At 31.7% G+C, this 20,838-nt stretch carries 19 protein-coding genes; 1 reads left to right on the forward strand and 18 read right to left on the reverse strand.

Going from position 1 to position 20,838, the window contains the following annotated elements:
* Nucleotides 1-53: 53 nt before the first annotated feature.
* Genes P3X86_RS06855 through P3X86_RS06890 form a run of 8 tightly spaced genes read right to left on the reverse strand, consistent with a single transcriptional unit; the run spans nucleotide 54 to nucleotide 8,256 of the window.
* Nucleotides 54-1,523, reverse strand: coding sequence for a UbiD family decarboxylase (locus P3X86_RS06855; protein WP_483291919.1), 1,470 nt, complete (start codon nucleotides 1,521-1,523; stop codon nucleotides 54-56).
* Nucleotides 1,524-1,577: 54 nt separating this feature from the next.
* Nucleotides 1,578-1,943 (reverse strand): prenylated flavin chaperone LpdD, encoded by a 366-nt coding sequence (gene lpdD, locus P3X86_RS06860; protein ID WP_483291920.1) that lies wholly within the window; start codon nucleotides 1,941-1,943, stop codon nucleotides 1,578-1,580.
* Between the two features lie 11 nt (nucleotides 1,944-1,954).
* The gene (locus P3X86_RS06865) at nucleotides 1,955-2,860 is read right to left on the reverse strand and encodes a bifunctional enoyl-CoA hydratase/phosphate acetyltransferase (protein ID WP_483291921.1); all 906 of its coding nucleotides are present in this window, start codon (nucleotides 2,858-2,860) and stop codon (nucleotides 1,955-1,957) included.
* Between the two features lie 43 nt (nucleotides 2,861-2,903).
* On the reverse strand, nucleotides 2,904-3,971 hold the full coding sequence (buk, locus tag P3X86_RS06870) for a butyrate kinase (protein WP_483291922.1): 1,068 nt from the start codon (nucleotides 3,969-3,971) through the stop codon (nucleotides 2,904-2,906).
* A gap of 36 nt (nucleotides 3,972-4,007) precedes the next feature.
* A complete protein-coding gene (locus P3X86_RS06875) occupies nucleotides 4,008-4,793 on the reverse strand; it encodes a PhzF family phenazine biosynthesis protein (RefSeq protein WP_483291923.1) in 786 nt (261 codons plus the stop codon).
* Nucleotides 4,794-4,828: 35 nt separating this feature from the next.
* A complete protein-coding gene (locus P3X86_RS06880) occupies nucleotides 4,829-6,079 on the reverse strand; it encodes a M24 family metallopeptidase (protein ID WP_483291924.1) in 1,251 nt (416 codons plus the stop codon).
* A 23-nt stretch (nucleotides 6,080-6,102) separates the two neighbouring features.
* Nucleotides 6,103-7,065, reverse strand: coding sequence for a dipeptidase (locus P3X86_RS06885; protein ID WP_483291925.1), 963 nt, complete (start codon nucleotides 7,063-7,065; stop codon nucleotides 6,103-6,105).
* Nucleotides 7,066-7,074: 9 nt separating this feature from the next.
* Complete coding sequence (locus P3X86_RS06890; protein ID WP_483291926.1) at nucleotides 7,075-8,256, reverse strand: glycine C-acetyltransferase; 1,182 nt, start codon at nucleotides 8,254-8,256, stop codon at nucleotides 7,075-7,077.
* A 1,016-nt stretch (nucleotides 8,257-9,272) separates the two neighbouring features.
* Here P3X86_RS06890 and P3X86_RS06895 point away from each other — a divergent pair.
* Entirely contained in the window at nucleotides 9,273-10,706 is a 1,434-nt protein-coding gene (locus P3X86_RS06895) for an MFS transporter (protein WP_483291927.1), read from the forward strand.
* Nucleotides 10,707-11,210: 504 nt separating this feature from the next.
* On the opposite strand, the gene P3X86_RS06900 is transcribed toward P3X86_RS06895, so the two are convergent.
* The 10 genes from P3X86_RS06900 to hcp all read right to left on the reverse strand — a co-directional run bounded on the left by P3X86_RS06900 (nucleotide 11,211) and on the right by hcp (nucleotide 20,755).
* Entirely contained in the window at nucleotides 11,211-11,360 is a 150-nt protein-coding gene (locus P3X86_RS06900) for a FeoB-associated Cys-rich membrane protein (RefSeq protein ID WP_483291928.1), read from the reverse strand.
* Nucleotides 11,361-11,388: 28 nt separating this feature from the next.
* Nucleotides 11,389-13,410, reverse strand: a complete 2,022-nt coding sequence (gene feoB / locus P3X86_RS06905) for a ferrous iron transport protein B (protein WP_483291929.1) — start codon at nucleotides 13,408-13,410, stop codon at nucleotides 11,389-11,391.
* Nucleotides 13,411-13,468: 58 nt separating this feature from the next.
* Complete coding sequence (locus tag P3X86_RS06910) at nucleotides 13,469-13,690, reverse strand: FeoA family protein (RefSeq protein WP_483291930.1); 222 nt, start codon at nucleotides 13,688-13,690, stop codon at nucleotides 13,469-13,471.
* 15 nt (nucleotides 13,691-13,705) lie between these two features.
* Nucleotides 13,706-13,927, reverse strand: coding sequence for a FeoA family protein (locus tag P3X86_RS06915; RefSeq protein WP_483291931.1), 222 nt, complete (start codon nucleotides 13,925-13,927; stop codon nucleotides 13,706-13,708).
* Nucleotides 13,928-14,133: 206 nt separating this feature from the next.
* The gene (locus tag P3X86_RS06920; protein WP_483291932.1) at nucleotides 14,134-15,930 is read right to left on the reverse strand and encodes an ABC transporter ATP-binding protein; all 1,797 of its coding nucleotides are present in this window, start codon (nucleotides 15,928-15,930) and stop codon (nucleotides 14,134-14,136) included.
* Nucleotides 15,914-17,725 (reverse strand): ABC transporter ATP-binding protein, encoded by a 1,812-nt coding sequence (locus tag P3X86_RS06925; protein WP_483291933.1) that lies wholly within the window; start codon nucleotides 17,723-17,725, stop codon nucleotides 15,914-15,916. The genes P3X86_RS06920 and P3X86_RS06925 overlap by 17 nt, the downstream gene beginning before the upstream one ends.
* A gap of 191 nt (nucleotides 17,726-17,916) precedes the next feature.
* Nucleotides 17,917-18,354, reverse strand: coding sequence for a hypothetical protein (locus tag P3X86_RS06930; RefSeq protein ID WP_483291934.1), 438 nt, complete (start codon nucleotides 18,352-18,354; stop codon nucleotides 17,917-17,919).
* 2 nt (nucleotides 18,355-18,356) lie between these two features.
* Nucleotides 18,357-18,554, reverse strand: coding sequence for a helix-turn-helix transcriptional regulator (locus tag P3X86_RS06935; protein ID WP_483291935.1), 198 nt, complete (start codon nucleotides 18,552-18,554; stop codon nucleotides 18,357-18,359).
* A gap of 12 nt (nucleotides 18,555-18,566) precedes the next feature.
* The gene (locus P3X86_RS06940; protein WP_483291936.1) at nucleotides 18,567-18,764 is read right to left on the reverse strand and encodes a hypothetical protein; all 198 of its coding nucleotides are present in this window, start codon (nucleotides 18,762-18,764) and stop codon (nucleotides 18,567-18,569) included.
* A gap of 344 nt (nucleotides 18,765-19,108) precedes the next feature.
* Nucleotides 19,109-20,755, reverse strand: coding sequence for a hydroxylamine reductase (gene hcp / locus P3X86_RS06945; RefSeq protein WP_483291937.1), 1,647 nt, complete (start codon nucleotides 20,753-20,755; stop codon nucleotides 19,109-19,111).
* Between the last annotated feature and the right edge of the window lie 83 nt (nucleotides 20,756-20,838).

A 20,838-nucleotide genomic window follows, 5' to 3' on the forward strand; every position in this document is an offset into this window, starting at 1 on the left:
AAAAATAACTAGTCTGGTTAACTTCCTTCATTTAAATAAATACTAACTATACTTTATACCCAATGAGACGGATCTACTTCCATAAACTTAGAACGCTCGAAATGCTCTTTTTTATTATAAGGAACTGTACAGTCAAATATAGTTTTACAAGCTATGCCACTATCTCTAATGCTAGGTGACATATCTGGAGTATTAGAAGGATCTAGTGGATGACACCTTACACCGGGTATACAAATAACATCCGAATCTGCTTGAAAACGTGTGTTCATCGCCCATAGTACATCATTGATATCAAATGGATCAACATCTTCATCTACAAGAAAAATGTGTTTTAACTCGCTAAAAGCCGAAAATGCCAGTAGTGCTGCCTGTCGCTGTCTTCCTTCATCACTAAGTATACTTTTTTTAAACTGAATAATAGCCATATATTTACCCCCGCCAGCTGAAGAACAGTATACATTTTGTAATTTATCAGGCATAGCTTTATCAATCATTTGAATTATACTGGCTTCAGTAGGTATACCTGCCAGCGATACATGCTCTTCACTTGGACCTATACAAGTCTGCATGATAGGATTTATACGTGTCGTCACTGCTTTAACCTTGATAACCGGCAGAGATGGATTTGCATCACCTGTGTATCCCGGAAATTCAGGCATAGCTTTACCAGTACCAGTATTACAATCTTCTTTCATGCGAACATTTGGTAAAAGTTCACCTTCAATGACATATTCAGCATTAGCAATGCATCTTTCATTTATTGTTAAACAATCGGTTAATCTAACTGGTTCTTTACGAATAGCTCCAGCAATCTCTAGTTCATCAAATCCTAAAGGAGTCGTTGGCGGCTCAAAACATGATGCTATAGCTATTGCAGGGTCTACACCGATACTGATAGATATAGGAAGTGGTTGATTATTTTTCTCAGCTTTATTTCTAAATACTTCGATATGACGAGCTCCCGGAACAAGATACATAGTAATCTCATCTTTGCTTTGAATACACAGACGATGAATAGTGATATTTGATTCCTTTGTTTCAGGATCAGATGCATAGCACAATCCCATAGTAATATAAGGACCTGCATCGTCAGGTGTATTAGTAGGAGCTGGGATAAGCTTACGAATATCAAAATCTGGATCATCCGCATAGTGCACTACTTGTTGACATAAAACATCTTTGGAATTAATCATCACAGGTTTGATTGGTTTTTTTACAGCCTCATTCAAAAGACGCCCAAGATTCTTAGGGTCTTCATCTAAAAGATACCCTACCCGTTTACGGCTAGCGAGTAAACCTATTACAACTCTATCTCCTTCATGTCCTTTGACATTATTAAAAATCATCGCTGGACCTTCCTTGGTAGGACGCGCAACAGTTCCCCCAGCACCAACATGTCTATAAACTCCTGCAAGTTCAGCTTTAGGATTAACTTCTACATCTGTTTGTATCAACTGCTCTGGAATGTTATCTAATAATTCTAATGCAGAGCGAAGATCATAAACTTTTCTATTTTTAGACATTCCATTACCTCCTATCTCAATAAATTGAATCTTTTTACTTAAATAAAGTTATAGTTATTTTTGAAGTTCTATGATTATATCTTCTATAATTTCATTGCACGCATCGTATATTTTAGTTATGCATTCACTATCAATACCATCTACATGAACACCACAACTACATGACACGGTACAATCAAAACGTCTAGCTATCTTTTCAGAAACAAGCTTTGCGATTTCCTCATCTTTATGCGCTAATTTATTTATTACAGAAGTAGTCACACTAATTCCATTACCTGTTAAACTTTCCCTAGGAATAGTTAAAACTATACATCCTATATGAGCTACATGACCACCATAAAGTGAAATAGATATATCTTTACCCATCTTTACTACAATACATTCAACCAGAAAATCATTAACTACTCTTTGATAATACATATCTTATCTATTTATAAAGCTTGTAATATAGCAGTTAATATGGAATAATACTTATTTTCTGGTTTGTCACTTCTACTAGTCATTATTACTGGGCTAATGGTACCATTTAGGGTTCCCGAAGATGGTAGCTCTGCAAAAAATGTTAAAGATTTAGTGAATATATTCCCTGAGCACAAATCAGGCATTATTAGTATATCAGCTTCTCCAGCCACAGGACTAACGATTCCTTTATGTTTAGCAGCATCTGCAGATACTGCATTGTCTAGAGCAAGAGGACCATCTACTATACATCCTTTAATTTGTCCACGTTCAGCTGCCTTACTAAGCATAGCTGCTTCTATAGTTGAGTTTATTGCAGGATTAACTTTCTCTAACGCTGAAACAATAGCTACCTTCGGTTTATCATTTCCTAATTTGTTAGCAAGCTGTACTGCATTTTTTATAATCTTAACTCGCTCTTCATAACTTGGGTTAATATTAACTGCGCAGTCACTGATTATCATCAGACGTTCTTCTTTTCTATGCTCTAAAACTGTAGCTTGACTTAATAACGCTCTCTCTGGCAAAAGACCTTTCTCTTTGTTTAAAATCGCTCTCATAAATGAAGATGTCTGCATTAAACCCTTCATAGGAATATCTGCCTTTTTTTGATGTACTAACTCACAAGCCAAATTAGCACATTCAGATTCTCCCTGAAAAGAAATTATTTCATAATCCTCTACACTTTCATTCATACCTACGAGAATTTTAATTATCTTCTCTTTATTTCCAATTAAAACCGCTGTTATTATACCTTTTCGCTTAGCACTAACAACAGCATTTAATGCATCGTCATCATGTGCACCTGCTAATGCTATCTTCTTCTTAATATTACTTGAAATAAGATATTTTTCTATTTCTTTAAAAGATTTAAACATAACTCTTCACCCCATTCTTTGAATTATTGTTATTATTCAATCATTATAATTCTTTTATTTCTTCCTCACCTTTTAGAGCTGCCAATGCATTTAATACAAGAGACTGCATTTCGAATTCACCTGGATAAACAACTACTTCTGCAATAAATCCAACATGTTCTTTGATAAAGTCAATTATTCTCTTTGAGTTTGCAATACCTCCAGTGATAATAATTGCGTCAACATTACCACATAAAACAGAAGCACAAGCTGCAATTTCCTTAGATGTCTGATATGACATAGCATCAATAACTTCCAAACATTTTTCGTCTCCCTTTTCTGCTTTTTCTTCTATAGTTTTAACATCATTTTCTCCTAAATAGGCCATTAAACCACCGTTACCATTAAGCATTTGCCTTACTTCTTCATAAGTATATTTACCTGAGTAGCATGTTTTCACAAGCTCTCCAACAGGAACTGTACAACAGCGGTTAGTAGAAAATGGCCCATCTCCATCTATTGCGTTATTAGCATCAACAAGTTTTCCTTGTTTATGTACAGCAACGCTAATTCCACCGCCCATATGAGCAACTACTAAATTTAATTGATCATATTTCTTTCCAATTTCTTTAGCGTATTGTTTTCCAACAGCACGATGATTTAAGATGTGAAAACTACTTCTTCTTGGCATCTGTGGTAATCCACTGTATCTAGCCAAAGGTTCAAATTCATCAGTAGTAGGTGGGTCAACAGTAAATGCAACTGGACCTTCCTCTGAAAAACTATTAGCAATCTTTAATCCTAAATCCGTAGCATGATTTCCATATTTTTCACTTGCCGATTGCTCTAGCATTTTATTTGTTATACGATATATACCTCCTATAATTGGCTGAGTGTGACCACCTCTTGTAACAACCGCATCTAATGATGCTATTTCAATACCTTTGTCTTTTAAAAATCTACTAATAGCTTTTTTTCTGTACTCAAATTGTTCCCATATAGTTTCATAAGATCGTATTTCAACTGCTGGATGCACCAAGCTTTCCTTAAATACAAAATTTTCACCTTCACAATATGCAATCTTTGTAGATGTAGATCCTAAATTTATTGCTACAATTTTATATTTATTCATAATTCATTTCTCCCTTCTTTACAAATTGTTATAGCTTTACGATTGTATATAAAGTTCGGCTTCCGAATAAAGCACTGCTTTTCCTTTTATCTTAACTCTGCCGTCTTTACTTCGACAATATAGTGTGCCTCCCCTTTGAGAATGCTGTCTAGCGACCAATTCGTCTTTTTCAAGTTTTTTAGCCCAATATGCAGCAAGCCCACAATGAGCAGAGCCACAGACAGGATCTTCTTGCATACCTATTTTAGGAAAAAAGCATCTAGAAACAAAATCATACTGATCACTACTCGCAGTAATATGCATACCTTCTCCAATAGGAATCTTTTTCATCAATTCAAAATTAGGTCTAGCGTTCTTAACTTGCTGCTCCGAATCAACTAAAAGTATCAAATCACGACCAAGCACTGCCTCTCTAGGTTTAAACCCTAGTACTTCTTCTATAAGAGGAGTAACTTTGCAGGAGGTCAATTCAAAAGCTGGAAAGTCCATTTCAAAAGTATTTTCATCAACTAATATCATAAAGTTTTCACTAGCAGATTCACAATTAATAGTTTTTATATCAGGCTCATAATAATTAGATATTATAAAAGCTAGTGCTAGTGTTGCATGTCCACAAAGACCAATCTCTTTTTCTGATTTAAACCATCTTATATAATAATTACCCGGTGATTTTTTTACAGCAAAAGCTGTTACACTAATATTGTTTTCTGCTGCGATCTTTTGCATTAGAGATTCAGATATAGGCGAATCTAAAACACATACCCCTGCTGGATTTCCTTCAAATACCTTATCAGCAAAAGCATCTACTAAATAATACTTCATAACCGACCTCCTCTTAATTTATTGAATTTATAATTTTACCATAGCTTTCTTTTAGTATTTGTAAGTGCACGTGCGCCATCATCTGTAATTAAGATGACATCTTCAATAACTCCGCATCCTAGTCCTGATATCGTAACCATAGGTTCTAATGCAAACACATGTCCAGGCTTAAGTATTGTTTCACTCTGCCAATGAAGACTTGGAGCTTCTACTAATGATGTTCCTATTCCATGTCCAAAACCTGTTGGCCAGTGATATTCTAACAAGCCTGCTTTATCAGCTACTTCAATAGCAATACGTTGTAAATCTTTAATCATAACACCTGGCTTAGCTGCAGCAACTACGCTTTCATACATATTTAAACCACAGTCAAGCAAACGTCTTTGCATATCTCCTACTTTACCAACACAAAAAGTTCTAGACGCATCTGTACAATATCCTTGACGATTAACACCAATATCAATATAAACCATATCACCATCTTCAAACTTACGATGAGATGGGTAAACATGTTTAAGTCCTGCTCTTGGTCCACCAACTACCATACAATGAGTTAAGTAATCTGAATCAGCTCCTAATACACAATGTATAACAGATGCTATTTCCATTTCGCTAACCCCTATATTAGCGTGTTCTATAGCTGCCTTTAAACCTGCTGACGTCACTTCGCAAGCTTTTTCCATTATTTTAATCTCAAGTGGACTTTTTATAGCCCTAATCTCTCTGCATATACCTGTATGCACTACTTCTATATCAGTAAAATTAGATGTAAGCTCATCCATCATATGCCCTGACATTATGTGAGCACCTTCTACTCCTAAACGCACTTTTTCAAGACCTCTTTCTTTAATAAAGTCCATTACATGTAGCATTATACTCTTTGGTTCTTTAACTGTACTAGGTAAATGGGCAGGTCTAAAATCACGAATCCATGCAGTATGTGCAAAGGAATGCATAGGTGCTGAATGGTAAACAGAGTTTGTTGTAACCATCAAATCTCCCTCACGAGGTATAACAACAATAGCATCACATCCAACATTACAGTAATTAGATATCCAACGAATATTTGCAGCTAAATCTCCATCTCCTCCGTATACCAAAAGGCAATCAAGACCTTCTTCATCCATTTGCTTTCTTACTCTTTCAACACGTGTATGATACTCCTCTACAGGGAATGGTAACTCTAGCCATTTCTTTCTATTATCCCAGTCATAGGGTTCTCTTTGAAAAGCCATATCCTTATCAAGATACGCTTTTAATCTATTATTAAGACTTTTTGTACTCATTTCTTCCTCCTACTAATTATTTATTATCCTATAACATTCTTGAAAATCCTATATGCATTTTTATAGCATATTTTATCTACTTCATCAGCAGTAAATGATTTGGACAGCGCCTCGGCAATCATAGGCATACCACTATAATCTTTAAACTCAAGTCCGTCCATAAAACGGTCTGGCATACCATCAAAATCAGAACCAATAGCAACTGCATCAATACCTGCTTTATCTTTAATATGGTGAGCATGTTTAACTATATCGTCTATATTTGTTTTAACAGTATCCTTCTTTAAAAATGCTGGAACAAAAGCTATCCCACAAACGCCACCACTCTCACCAATTACCCTTAACTGATTATCAGTGAGGTTTCTTGCTGAATCACATAACGCTCTACTACAAGAGTGAGATGCAACAAATGGTTTTTCACTATACTTTGCCACATCATAAAAACCACCCTCTGACAAGTGAGAAACATCCACTATCATTCCTAATTTATTCATGCGTTTTACAACTTCAATTCCAAAAGGCTTTAACCCTCGTTTCATTTTTTCCACATAATTACTCTGAGGAAATCCGATGCAATTTTCATAATTCCAAACTAAAGTCATCATACGCACTCCTAATTCATATAGCTTATCAAGATAGCAAATTTCATTATTTAATAACGTAGCATTTTCTATAGTTAAGATAAGTGAAATCCTATCATTTTCTTTGTTTGTAATCAAATCACCAACACATCTAGCTTCACTAATATAATTTGAATATTTATCTAGTATTTCTCTGTAGATTTTATAACAGTTATCAAAATATTGCCTAGGTGGCTTTATATCTTCACCAGTTATTTTATCTTCCAAAAATATAGCCATACATTGAGCAATAGCTGACCCTGTTTTTAATTTTTTTAAATCTATATGGTACTTATTTTCCCAAAACGAAATGTTTTCTTCATAGCATCTCATCAGAGTATCACAATGCAAATCTATAAATCCCATATCAATCACCTACAATCCCATTTCTTCTTTTACTTTAGCAAAGCAAGAAATAACAAAGTCTAAATCTTCTTTACTGTGTGCAGCTGAAATTTGAGTCCGAAGTCTCGCTCTTCCTTTTGCTACTACTGGATAGGATATACTCATAACAAATACCCCTTTATCAATCATGCGTTGACTAAACTCAGCTGCTACTGATTCATCCCCTAAAATAATAGGTACTATAGGATGTGCCCCATCTGGAACTTCAAACCCAAGTTTTTTTATCTCTTCTCTATAATACTGAGTATTATCCATAAGTTTGTCTCTAAGACCTGTTGACTCTTCTAAAATATCAATAACCTTAACATTTGCTTGACAAATACAAGGCATGAGAGAATTAGAGAAAACATACGGTCTAGAACGCTGTCTAAGTACTGTTACAATATATTTGCTAGCACTTATAAATCCACCTGAAGCACCTCCAAGAGCTTTTCCAAGAGTTCCAGATATTATATCAACTCTTCCTTCTACTCCACAATGCTCATGAGTACCTCTGCCGTGAGCACCAACAAAACCAGTAGCATGACTATCATCAACCATGACTAATGCTCCATATTCCTCAGCCAAATCACATATTTCAACTAAACTTGCAATTGTACCTTCCATTGAGAATACTCCATCTGTGACTATTAACTTAACACGTGCATCTTTTGCTTCTTCCAACTTTTTACGAAGATCAGACATATCATTATTTTTATAGATATAGCGTTGAGCTTTACAGAGACGAATTCCATCAATAATACTTGCATGATTAAATTCATCACTAATTACTGCATCTTGTGAATCTAACAAAGCAGCAAAAATACCACCATTTGCATCAAAGCAAGATGTATATAATAATGTATCCTCCATATGGAGAAAATTACTTAAACGACGCTCTAGCTCTCTATGAACACTTTGAGTGCCACAAAGACTTCTTCCTGCTGACAGTCCAAATCCCCATCTATCAATACCTTTCTTAGCAGCATCAGCCATAGCGGCACTTCCAGCCAAACCAAGATAATTGTTAGCACACATATTTAATAATCCCTTATGATGCAGTGTATCAACATGCGCATCTTGTTTACTAATCACTTCCATAGGTCTTTTCCATGTGTTTTTACTATCTTCAACAATACTTTTATAATATTTAACCGATTCTTTCACTATCATTAATCCTCCTAACTTTTTGTTTCACTGGTTAATAATTTATTCTTATTTATAATATTAAATTACTATTAATTAAGTGTCAAGCAATATTTTTATTATATTTTACCTAAGAAACTATATTGATAGTTTTATCAAAAATAATATAAATATATAACTTGATGAATGAAATATAATTTATAATACAGTAATTAGGGAAAACATCGGCTAACCAAGCATGTCCTATATTCAATTCCAACTTATCTTTATATCATTCTATTTTTGTTCAAAAACAAAATAAATAGAATTAAAAATATCAATATCTAAATTTGTATGATCTTGTATGATCCCTATGTTACAAATAGCAAGATTGCAAAATAATAGTCTTCTGGTAAAAATTCGAATTAAATCTATTCTTTTGTTTGTTTTATTACTTTGATATAGAATGCAGAAATATAATCGATATTTTTTATTAAATTAATTATATGTAATAAACCATCTGATTATTCTCATATTGTTTCATAGGTATATTTTTTTCGTCATTATATTACATTTAATATTTGTGATAATTCATCTATATTAGAGGTGCTAAGCTGGGTATTTATAAGTTTTATAGCAAAATCAACTGTATAATGTTTAATTGACATTTATTTTGAAATAGTTTATTATAAATATATAATAATTTTTGTTTCATTGTGAAACTTTTTTTGAAATTATGGCACTAAACTATTATTAATTTAACAAGGTCAATAATCAATTTAAAATTTATAGAAACATAGCTTTAAATTTTAGCTTCTATTCCACAGATTTATTTTTTATAAGTTTCATGAAATCGTTTTCAATCTATTTATACGAAAAACTTTAAGATTAAAATATCATTAGCCTTTTTCTCCATCTAAGGTGATAAAAGAAATTTTTGACAACTTGCTTTGTACAAGTATAAGTCGAAAGGAGGTAAATAATTGAAATAGCAATTGTAAAAACTTCACTGTTTAATGTATTAATTAAAGATTTATAAGATGATTTTATTAGGAGGCTATCACATGTCAAATTTAATTAGTTCAGATGAACGCTCAGGCAAACTATCAATTCCACTAAAGATTGGCTATAACTTTGGAGCTTTCAGCACTTCCATCTCAGCCTATGTTTACAATTTATTTTTTTTAGTCTTTGCTGTAGACTTTGTAGGACTTAATCCTGCTTTTGCAGGTGTTATCTCATCAGCAGCTGTATTATGGGATGCTATTACAGATCCAATAATAGGCCATATGTCTGATTCTTTAAAAAGCAAAAGAAATCTTTCTCGTCAAGCTTTTATGCTTAGAGCACTTATCCCATTTACAATAACTTTTGTACTGCTTTATAGAATTATAGATGCAAGCCAAGGCGTCAAAAACGTATATTATGTAATAATGGCAGTAGCATTTTGGACTAGCTATACTTTATTTTCTGTTCCATATGATGCACTTGGTGTAGAACTAACTAATAACTATAATGAAAGAAACTCCATCAAGATAATCTCTCAAATTGCAATTAATGTAGCATTATGTGTAGTTGGTATGTTTTCAATGAGAATAGTAGAATCAGTTCTAGCAACAGGTGGATCTCCAAAAGCGGCTTGGGGCAAACTCTCTTTAATCTTCGGAAGTATAATATTTATATCAGCTGCAATTAGCTTGTTCTCTGTAAGGAAATATAAAATTGTGCAACCCACTACTAAAAACAACAAATCATCAAAAAATATTTTCAGTACAATGTTTAAAATATTAAAAGGTAAAAGTATTAAGATTGTAGCAGCTTCTATTTTTATATATTCTATTGGATTTACAACCAGCCAAGGATTGGTAGTATTCTTGATGAAAAATATACTTGGATTAAATGGAGCACAAGTAGGTAATTATTTCGTGCTAGTTGCGGTAATAGGACTTTCCAGCGTTGCATTAATTAACTATTTATCAAACAAAATCGGAAGACGTATTACTTATATAATTTTAGTGATAGTATCAGCGATTATGCAGTCTATGTTTATTATCTTAGATATTCCTAATTTTGGTTGGATGGTTACATTTGGAGTATTACAAGGTATAGGTCATAATGTGTTTTGGTCAATAGGCTATTCAATTATGTATGATTGTTGTGATATAGATGCATATGCTAATAAAAAACGTCGTGAAGGTACAGTACTATCCTTAATCCTTTTATGTCAAAAAGCTGGATTTGCTATCGGAACATCATTAGCAGGTATATTGCTACACTTCTTTAAATACGACGCAACGCTTACTACTCAAAGTGCTGAAACAGTTTATGGCGTTAAGTTATCAATGTTTATAATTGCACCTGTATTCTTTGTATTAAGTGCTCTCCTCATGACTGGATTTAAAATGAATAAAAAACGTTATAAAGCATTACAAGATGCATTGTCAGCTATGGATGAAGGAAGTTCTCATTCCTCAGATGGATTTGAAGAACTATTGTAGTTTTAATCATATAACAAACTATCTATAGTCAGAGATTAGTTAATAACAAGAGATTCACAATACTAATATAAGAAGGGATTTCTCATTTAAGAGAAATCTCTTCTTGTTGACAAAGCATACCATAAAAAAATAAAAGAAGTCAGTATCTTAAGTATACTTGTATTTTAAGTGAAGGATATATTTATATTATATAGAAAATAAATATTATAGTACCTAAAGGGAGGACTACGCCGTGGAAGAATATGTAGGGCAATTTATAGGCTTTATTGCTTTAATTGTGAATATATTTATATTAGGTTTTCTATGTTTATTTATTTACAGAAAATTTAAATATGTTAGCAGGAAATGAACCTCTGAATATTTGTTATTTGTAGACTTGACTATATTTTTGTCTTTTATATAAAAAGTAGCAATTAGATGACTATGAGTATCTTAGTACTATTCCCTTATAATATTATAATACTAAAAAACACCCATAAATTTTATGGGTGTTTTTAATATATCTCAATTATTATTTTCTCTACTACTACAACTATGCCCACAACTACTACAATCTGAGCAAGTGTTTTCACCATTAGCTAATTGCTTTGTCTTTCTATATATTATAAATGCTGCTAATCCTATTACTACAGTACCTATAATAATTGTAGCCATAATATCATCTCCTTCTATTAATTATTAACTAAAATATTAAGCATCCTACTTGATATACAATCATTGCTACTATCCATGCTACTAGGAACTGGTATACTACAGAAAATGCTGTCCATTTCCATGAGTTTGTTTCTTTCTTTATAGTTCCTATAACTGCTAAACATGGTGTATAAAGAAGTACAAATACCATGAACGCATATGAAGCTACTTGACTGAACGTTTCTTTTAATGTAACTGCGAATACTCCTGCATCACCTTCTACTGCCGCCTCAGCTACTTGTTCTCCTAATCCATAGATTATAGCCATATTACTTATAACAATTTCTTTTGCTGATATACCTGTTATCAGTGATAATGCTGCTTGCCAATTTCCGAACCCAAGTGGCTTAAATATTGGTGCTGCAAATCTACCTATTGATGCACCTATACTGTCAGTGATTTCTGCTGCACCTGAGAAGTTGTATCCAAGTATAAACCATATTACAATAGATGCTGCAAATATAACTGTACCTGCTTTTATTATATATCCTTTACATTTTTCCCATACATTTAACAATGTATCTTTTATGGTTGGAATCCTATAAGGTGGTAACTCCATTACAAATGGCATACTCTCACCTTTAAATAGTGTTTTCTTAAATATTAATCCCATTAATATAGCAATTAATATACCTAAAATGTATAATGAATAAATTACATATGTTTCATATCCTCTAAAGAAAACTGAAGCAAATAAAACATAAACTGGTAGTCTAGCTCCACATGACATAAATGGATTTATTAAAATGGCTGATAATCTATCTTTTTCATTTTCTAGAGTTCTAGTTCCCATTATAGCCGGAACGTTACAACCAAATCCCATAAGCATAGGTAAGAATGCTTTTCCATTTAAACCTATCTTTCTCATAAATCTATCCATGATAAATGCAACTCTCGCCATATATCCACTTGCCTCTAATAATGATATAAATAAGAATAGTAAGGCTATATTAGGTAAAAACGTAAGTACTCCTCCTACTCCGCCGATAACACCATCAACTATTAAAGACTGTAGCCAGCCCGCTACGCTCATGTTCTCTAAAGCTGTTCCTACAGCACCACTAAGTGTTTCACCAAAGAATACATCTATTTTATCCAAATATATATTTCCAATATTAAATGTAACATAAAAAACTAAAAACATAAGTCCTGCGAATATAGGTAATCCGAAAATTCTATTTGTCAACACTTTATCTATTTTATCTGATGCTGTTAATTTCTGAGTCTTTGGTCTCTTTACTGACTTTGATAGTATTTTGTTTATTACATTATATCTTTCTTCTGCTATCGATGATTCAAAATCGTCTTCTTCGTCTACATCTGAAGTTGCTGATACTTCATCCATTTTTTTATCTTGTAAACGCTTTAATATTTCTTCATCGTTTTCAAGTACTTTTATTGCAACCCATCTATCTTCATATCTATTTATAAGTTCAACCCTTCTATCTCTAAGCTTTTCTATCATGGCATTGATTTCATCTTCTATGTTCCTGCTATAAACTAAATCGGATTTTGCAATCTTATCATTTTTATTATGATTATATATAATTTCCTTTAATTGATCTAAACCTGTTTTCTTAGTTGCAACTATTGGAACAACTTTAGTTCCTAATTCCTTAGATAATTTATTTATATCTATTTTATAACCTCTTTTTTCGGCTACGTCCATCATATTCAATGCTACTAAAACTGGCTTACCAAGCTCAAGTAATTGCATTGTAAGATATAGATTACGTTCTATATTAGATGCATCAACAATATTTACTATAATGTCTGGGTTTTCATCTAATATATAATTTCTCGTTATTACTTCTTCAATAGAATAAGGCGACATACTGTATATACCTGGTAAATCAACCACCTTAATACTATCACCTTTAATATTTAATGTACCTTCTTTTTTTTCTACAGTAACTCCTGGCCAGTTTCCTATGTGCTGTCTAGCACCGGTCAAGGCATTGAATAGAGTAGTTTTACCACTATTCGGATTACCTGTTAAAACAATTTTCAATAGAATTCCTCCTTTATTTCGATGTTAATACTCATTATCAATAGGTTTTCAAAAAAATTTACTCTACAATAATTTTTTGAATATCGTCTTTTCTCAATGTAAGACTATATCCTTTAATTTTTATCTCAACTGGGTCTCCTAGTGGTGCTACTTTTTCAACTAATACTTCGCTTCCTTTTATGATTCCCATGTCCATCATTCTTCTTTTAACAATACCTCCTCCATTGATTTTAAGTATCTTAGTCTTATCTCCAGGTTTTAGATCTTTTAATGTTCTCATAACATATACCCCTTCCTACATACATTCTACCATTATCTTATTGCTTATACCCGCTCCTAACACAACTTTTGAGCCTCTGATATTCACAACTGTTGCTCCACCTGTATTACTATATAGTACTTTTATCTCAACGCCATCTGTTAATCCCATATCAGAAAGCTTCTTTTTCAATTTTGATCCTGAATATATAGCTTTAAGCTTAACCATCTTACCATCTTCAACCATATTAAGTGGCATATGTCTCACTCCTTTTCTAATACATTATATTTATATATAATGATAATTGTTATCATTACCATTTTAGCATGTTATCTAGCATTTGTAAAGATATATTTATAACTTCATCAAATTCCATTAAAGATTCAAACTCATATTATAATTTAATTACCAAGTATAAGCATCCCCTTAATGTTACTTACACTTGGCATATTAGAATTACATATTTACATATAATACTTTGATTGAGCTTCCCACATATTTTTATATTTTGAACAATTTATTATTAAATCTTCATGATTACCTATCCCGATAACTTTTCCTTTATCTAAAACAACTATTCTATCTGCAAATTTAACACTACCTAATCTGTGCGTTATTATTATTGATGTTTTTTCTTTAGATATATCTGCGAATCTTTCATAAGTCTTACATTCTTCTATTGGATCTATAGCAGCAGTTGGCTCATCTAATATTATTAATTCATGACACCTATAAAGCCCTCTTGCTATAGCTAGTTTTTGCCACTGTCCTCCTGATAAATCTATCCCTCCAAATTCTGTAGACAACATAGTTTTATACCCATCAGGAAAAGTACAATTATTTATTTTTATATCAGCTTGACTTAATACATTATCAACATTTTCATTATTAGTACCAATACTATAATCACTTATAGTAACATTATCTATTAAGTTAAACTTATATTTTTTATAATTTTGAAATACACCTGATATGTTCTTATATAAAAAATCCTTATTGATTTTACTTATATCATATTTATTGTGCGTTATTATTCCATCACTAGCTTTATATAAACCTATTATTAATTTAACTAATGTTGATTTTCCTGAGCCATTTTCTCCTACTAATGCTAGAGTTTCTCCTTTCTTTATTTCAAAGCTAACGTTATCTATTGCTTTATCAGACATATTTGGATATGAAAAACTCACATTTTCAAGAGCAATATTTCCTGTTAATTTTTCTGATTCTATTTTGCTGATTAAATCCCTCTCTGGTAAATCTAAAAATTTTATATAGTTTTGAACCTTCCCAAAGTTTTTGGAATAATACCCTATACGTCTACATATCACATCTTCCATATTATTAAACAAACTATCGATTGAAGCAAATACCGCAGCAAAAGCTCCTACTGAAATATCCTGTTTCATAAGGCTATCAAAAAGCAAGAATAATATACCTATGTAACCTAGTAGAGAGATTATTTTAGATCCAAATTCTACTAAATTTGATTTTAAGTTTGCGTTCCACTCAAGCTTAATAAGCTGTTTAATAGTATCCTTATATAATTTATAAAAATATGGACATGCTCCCAGAGCTCGTGTTTCTCTAATATACTCCCTACTAACTAAACACTCTTCATAATAACCCGTTCTTCTTCTTATAGGTGCACTTTTATCTTCGAGTTTTGAATGTATTTTGACTTTTATTAACTGTGTTATCAAAACTGGCAAAAAAACTAAGCCAAGTGATACAGCTAATATAGGCTTTAATTTGTATAAATATATACCCATAAATAAAAAATATGGAACATATAATGCAAATACATCAGTTAAAGTATTTACGAAATTTATAGCATATCTTATACCTGTATAACACTTGTTTATATCATCTAAAACTCCTGTGTTTTCAAAGTATAGTGGATCAATTCTAGACATCTTTAAATTAACATTATTAGCTAGTTTTGCAAAAGTTCTAGGATCGTAAGTTTCTCCAATAAAATTATCAATACCTTCTATTATTTGCTGAGAGATTTTCACTACAAACAACATTGCAAGTGCCAAAACCGTAGCTCTTAAAGATCCTTTTTTAGTTGCTAAGTCCGTTACGTTATCGAAAAGTTTTTGCATAAAGATAACAGTTACTGCAAACGAAGCACCATCAATGATAAATAGCATCGTATTGCTTATATATAGTAAAGGAGATACTGATATCACTTGAGGGAAAATTTTTCTTATCATAGTCCATACTGAAATATTTTTAATATTATTTTTCTTGTTCATAATACCAACTCCTTTGGGCTATAAACATATTGTTATAGATTCCTTTTTTATTAACGAGTTCTTTGTGTGTGCCCTTCTCTGCTATGACTCCATTATCAACTACTAAAATCTCGTCCGCTATCCTTGCTGCTCCTAATCTATGTGTGATCAATATTGAAGATTTTCCCCTGCTTACTTTACCAAACAATTTATATATATTACTCTCACTAATAGGATCAAGCGCTGCAGTAGGCTCATCTAATATATAGACTGGAGCATCGCTTGCTAAAGTTCTAGCTATTGCAATCCTTTGCCATTGACCACCAGATAGATCTTTACCATTTTGATTGATTTTACCTAGTGGTGTTTCTATCCCAAGAGGCAATTTTTCGATATCATTTAACATCTCTATATCTTGTAAGATTTCTGAAACTTTTTTATTATTATTGTAATTGTAAACAGTATTACAATCACCCAGTGCTACGTTATCTTTGATTGTTATCCAGTATTTAGCATAGTTTTGATATACGACTGAAAATAAAGCCTTTAGTTGTTGCTGTGTGTATTCTTTAATATCTTTACCATTAATTAAAATCGTTCCAGTATAATTAGTATAAAGACCAGTCAATAACTTTACTATAGTAGTTTTTCCAGCACCATTTTCGCCAACAAAAGCATAAAGTCTATCTTTCTCTAGCTTCATAGATAATCCATTTAATATTCTTTTATCTGTATTAGGATAAGAAAAATAAACATCTCTAAACTCTATGTATTCAAAATTCATATCACGAATTGATATATCTGCAAGCTCATCTGTGCCAACTTCTTCATCAAGATATGAAAACTCTGTTAAATCTTGAATATAAACCTTGTTTCTTGAATACTTTTGCATCGTATATGATAGTTGCCATGACATCTGTTGTACTAATTTAAACGATGCTGTAACTAGACTCATATACATACCTGCTGTAAGTAGTCCATTCTTGACTGGACTCAATAATACTAATGCTATCAATACAGATAATACGACTGTTATACTACTTGCTGTTTGCATTTTTATAAAATTATTTTTATCTACTTTGTACTCTATCTTTCTAGCTATCTCATATTCATTAAACCATTTTTTATTTAGTTCTTTTGTAAAACCAAATAAAGACCTCTCTTCAACATAATTTCTTGATGAAATAACGTCTGTAAGATAGTCTGCTTTTCTTTTATATTTTTTAGCATCTTTATAAGCTTCATAATCTGCCTGTCCACATTTAAACGATAGTTTAAACAATGGTATGGCGATAACTAATATGAAAATACTGACCCACCAAACTTGTACAGATATTATAAATATAATGCTTCCTATTTTCACTATATATTCGAGTATATTAAGAATATTGTCAAAACCATCAATAATTTGTTTACTAGGACATTCTCCTACTCTTGATATCAAATCCCATGTATCATTATTTTCAATATGCTTATACGACAAACAGGCACGTTTTTTTATAATTGCATAAGAAACAGCTTCATTTGTTTTAAGAATAAGTTTAAGTTTTACAAACTCAAGTAACATACGTGACAACCATGAAAATCCAACTAAAATCATTATCGCAATCAATGGTATATATATTGATAACATTTGTTCACCATTAAATATACCTATAGCTGTATTTATAAAATATGTAGTTGCTAATACTAAAAAACTAGGGATAAGGGCTATTAATATACGTAGTATTATAATACTTGAAGTTATCAATGGTTTTAATTTCCATAGTATAGCAATATAGTCTATTGGTTTATATTTCTTACTTTTTATGTTCAAATCTTCTCCTCCATCTTTGTATATTAACTAGCCATAATTTCATAATAATAAAAAACATCTAAAAAGATGCTTTTATTATTATATATTATATTAATTATAGTTTTAGTCTAATTTTGTCGATTGATATAATTTGTTTAAACTTATTTAATATTTTAATTTATTATGAACATTATATTATCGGTATTTACGAATTACATAACCTTCCTTGATTGAACAAAATTAAATATTATACTTAGAACATTAATTGATACAAAGAATATTATACCTAGATAATACATACTTATCTTTATTTTAAGTATTTCTGTTGCTGTGAGTATTATAAATAAAAATGATGCTATATTTATTACCTTCAATGTATTCTGCGCTGATTTTGCTCTTATAAGAGTAAATAGCTCATCGTCTTTGTTTACAACTCCAACACTCTTTAACGGTTTTTTTGTAAAATATTTTGACAATATATATCCTACTACTCCTATTATTAAAAACATAATTGATAGTATCTTGGTTAGTTTCATTCCCTCTGCCATTACTACTCCATTTGTTTTGGCATAGAACCAAGCTATAAGCCCTATTAAGCCCATTAATACAGATTCTATATAACTAAATGAATCTGAATCCATTTTTCTCATATCTAATCCTCCTCATATATAAATATTTGCTCTATCTGTGTGTTAAAAACTCTTGATATCTTAAATGCTAATGTAATAGAGGGGTTATACTTACCTTTTTCTAATGATATAATAGTCTGCCTTGATACCCCTAACTTAATAGCCAAATCATCTTGAGTAAGGTTGTATTCTTTTCTTAAATCTCTTATTTTGTTTTTCATATATATTCCCCTTTATCCATTTAGTAAATCTTTTGGGTTTTCAATATAAAGATTGATATTGCCACACTCTGGACAGATAGCAACTTTTGGTTTAGCAACTTTCTTTCCAAATACACCTTTTCTAGTTATCTTTATACCATAGGCGGATGCATCAACTTTGATATCAAATTCTTCTATCATCTCTGTATTACACTCATTACATTTTCTCACATCTTCTCCTCCTTTATTTCAATATGTAAAGTATCCTTTACATTGATATTACCATCTTAAGTTTTAAATGTCAAGCTACCTTTACATTTTATTTTTGCAAAATAAAAGATTATTTCAAGCATTTGTCACAAGAAATAATCTTAGGTTAATGACAAAGTCATCAAGATAGCAGACTATAGTAAGCGCTCAATTTCAAGATGTGTCAAAATTGAGTAGCATAGCTTACTTAGAGGTAAGTGAGCAACGGAAATTTTAACAACAACGCAGAAATTGAGCTTTTGTCTACAGTCTGAGATTATTTCAAGTAGTTAGTCACTTAAAATAATCTCAATTTGGTTTATTGATTAGCCCAATATTGCTTTTAAGTCATCATCTGGCGTAGATATTGGTTTTATGTCAAATTTATCAATTAATACTTGTAATACATTTGGAGATATGAAAGCTGGGAGTGTAGGTCCTAACCTTATACCTTTTATCCCCAGCGACAACAATGTAATCAATATACAAACTGCCTTTTGCTCATACCACGAAAGTATCATTGTAAGTGGCAAGTCATTGACTGTACATTCAAATGCATCTGCTAGTGCTAAAGCTATCTTGATGGCTGAGTAAGCATCATTGCATTGACCTACATCTAGTAATCTTGGTAGATCACCTATATTTCCAAAATCCAATTTGTTAAATCTATATTTCCCACATGCAAGAGTCAATATAATCGTATCTTCTGGTGTTTTTTGTGCAAATTCTGTGTAATAGTTTCTACCTGGTCTTGCGCCATCACATCCTCCTATTAGGAAAAAGTGTTTAATAGCTCCTTTTTTTACTGCATCTATTACTTTGTCTGCTACACCTATCACTGTATTATGACCAAAGCCTACTAGTATTTTCTTTTCTGGCTCATCTTCTTGTGTTCCACCTAGCTCTAATGCTTTTTCTATAATCTGAGAAAAATCTTTCTTATTATCTTCACTTTTAATGTGCTTAATTTCTGGATATCCAACTATACTAGTTGTATATATCCTATCCTTGTATGAATCTCTTGGTTTTTGTAAACAGTTTGTTGTCATAAGTATAGCACCTTGGATGCCATCAAATTCTTTTTGTTGATTTTGCCATGCTCCACCGAAGTTTCCTACTAAGTGCTTGTATTTTTTTAACTCAGGATAACCGTGCGCTGGTAACATTTCTCCATGAGTATATATATTTATCCCTTTTCCTTCTGTTTGCTCTAGTAATTCCTTTAAATCCCTTAGATCATGTCCAGAAACTATAATAAATGGTCCCTTTTTCATTGTAATCAAAACCTCAGTTGGTACTGGGTTACCATATGAATGGGTATTAGCTTCGTCAAGTAATCTCATACATTCTAGGTTCACTTTACCAAATTCCATGTTGAGTTCAAACAAATCGTCTATAGTTAGACTATCGTCTATAGTAGCACCAAAACCTTTAAAAAAGAATTCATCAACTTCTTTTGACCTATATCCCAATACTTGTGCATGATGTGCATATGCACCCATTCCTTTCATTCCATATATCAACATCTCTCTAAGTGATCTGATATCTGGGTTTAAATTTTCATCATACATAATACCTGCTTTTTTTGAGTCTATTAGCATAGCTTCTTCTGTTTCAGGTAATTCATATGATACTTCTTTAGGTACATTTGAGATATCACCTAATGATTGTCTTAATCTTTTCTTTATTTCATCTGCTTTTTTTAGATACTCTACAAATCTTTCATCATCAAAGTTTACATTTGTGAGTGTTGCAAATGAAGCATCTGCCATAAATCTACTTGCTTCATCGTCTATTTCATGTTCTTTTTCTATCAGTTTCATCCCACAATAACCGATTCCCTTTAATTGATAAATCAGCAAATCTTGCAAGCCTGCTACTTCTGCATTTTTCCCGCAATTTCCTGCTTTTGTACATCCTTTTGATCCTATTGTCTGCTCACACTGATAGCAAAACATTGAATCTAGTTTCATTTTATATACCTCCAATCGAATTTTCCTACATATATATAATTTCCTTATAACAACTAATATATGTGTTTCATATTGAGTTAATC

The sequence above is a fragment of the Abyssisolibacter sp. ZYX002 genome, assembly GCF_056892235.1.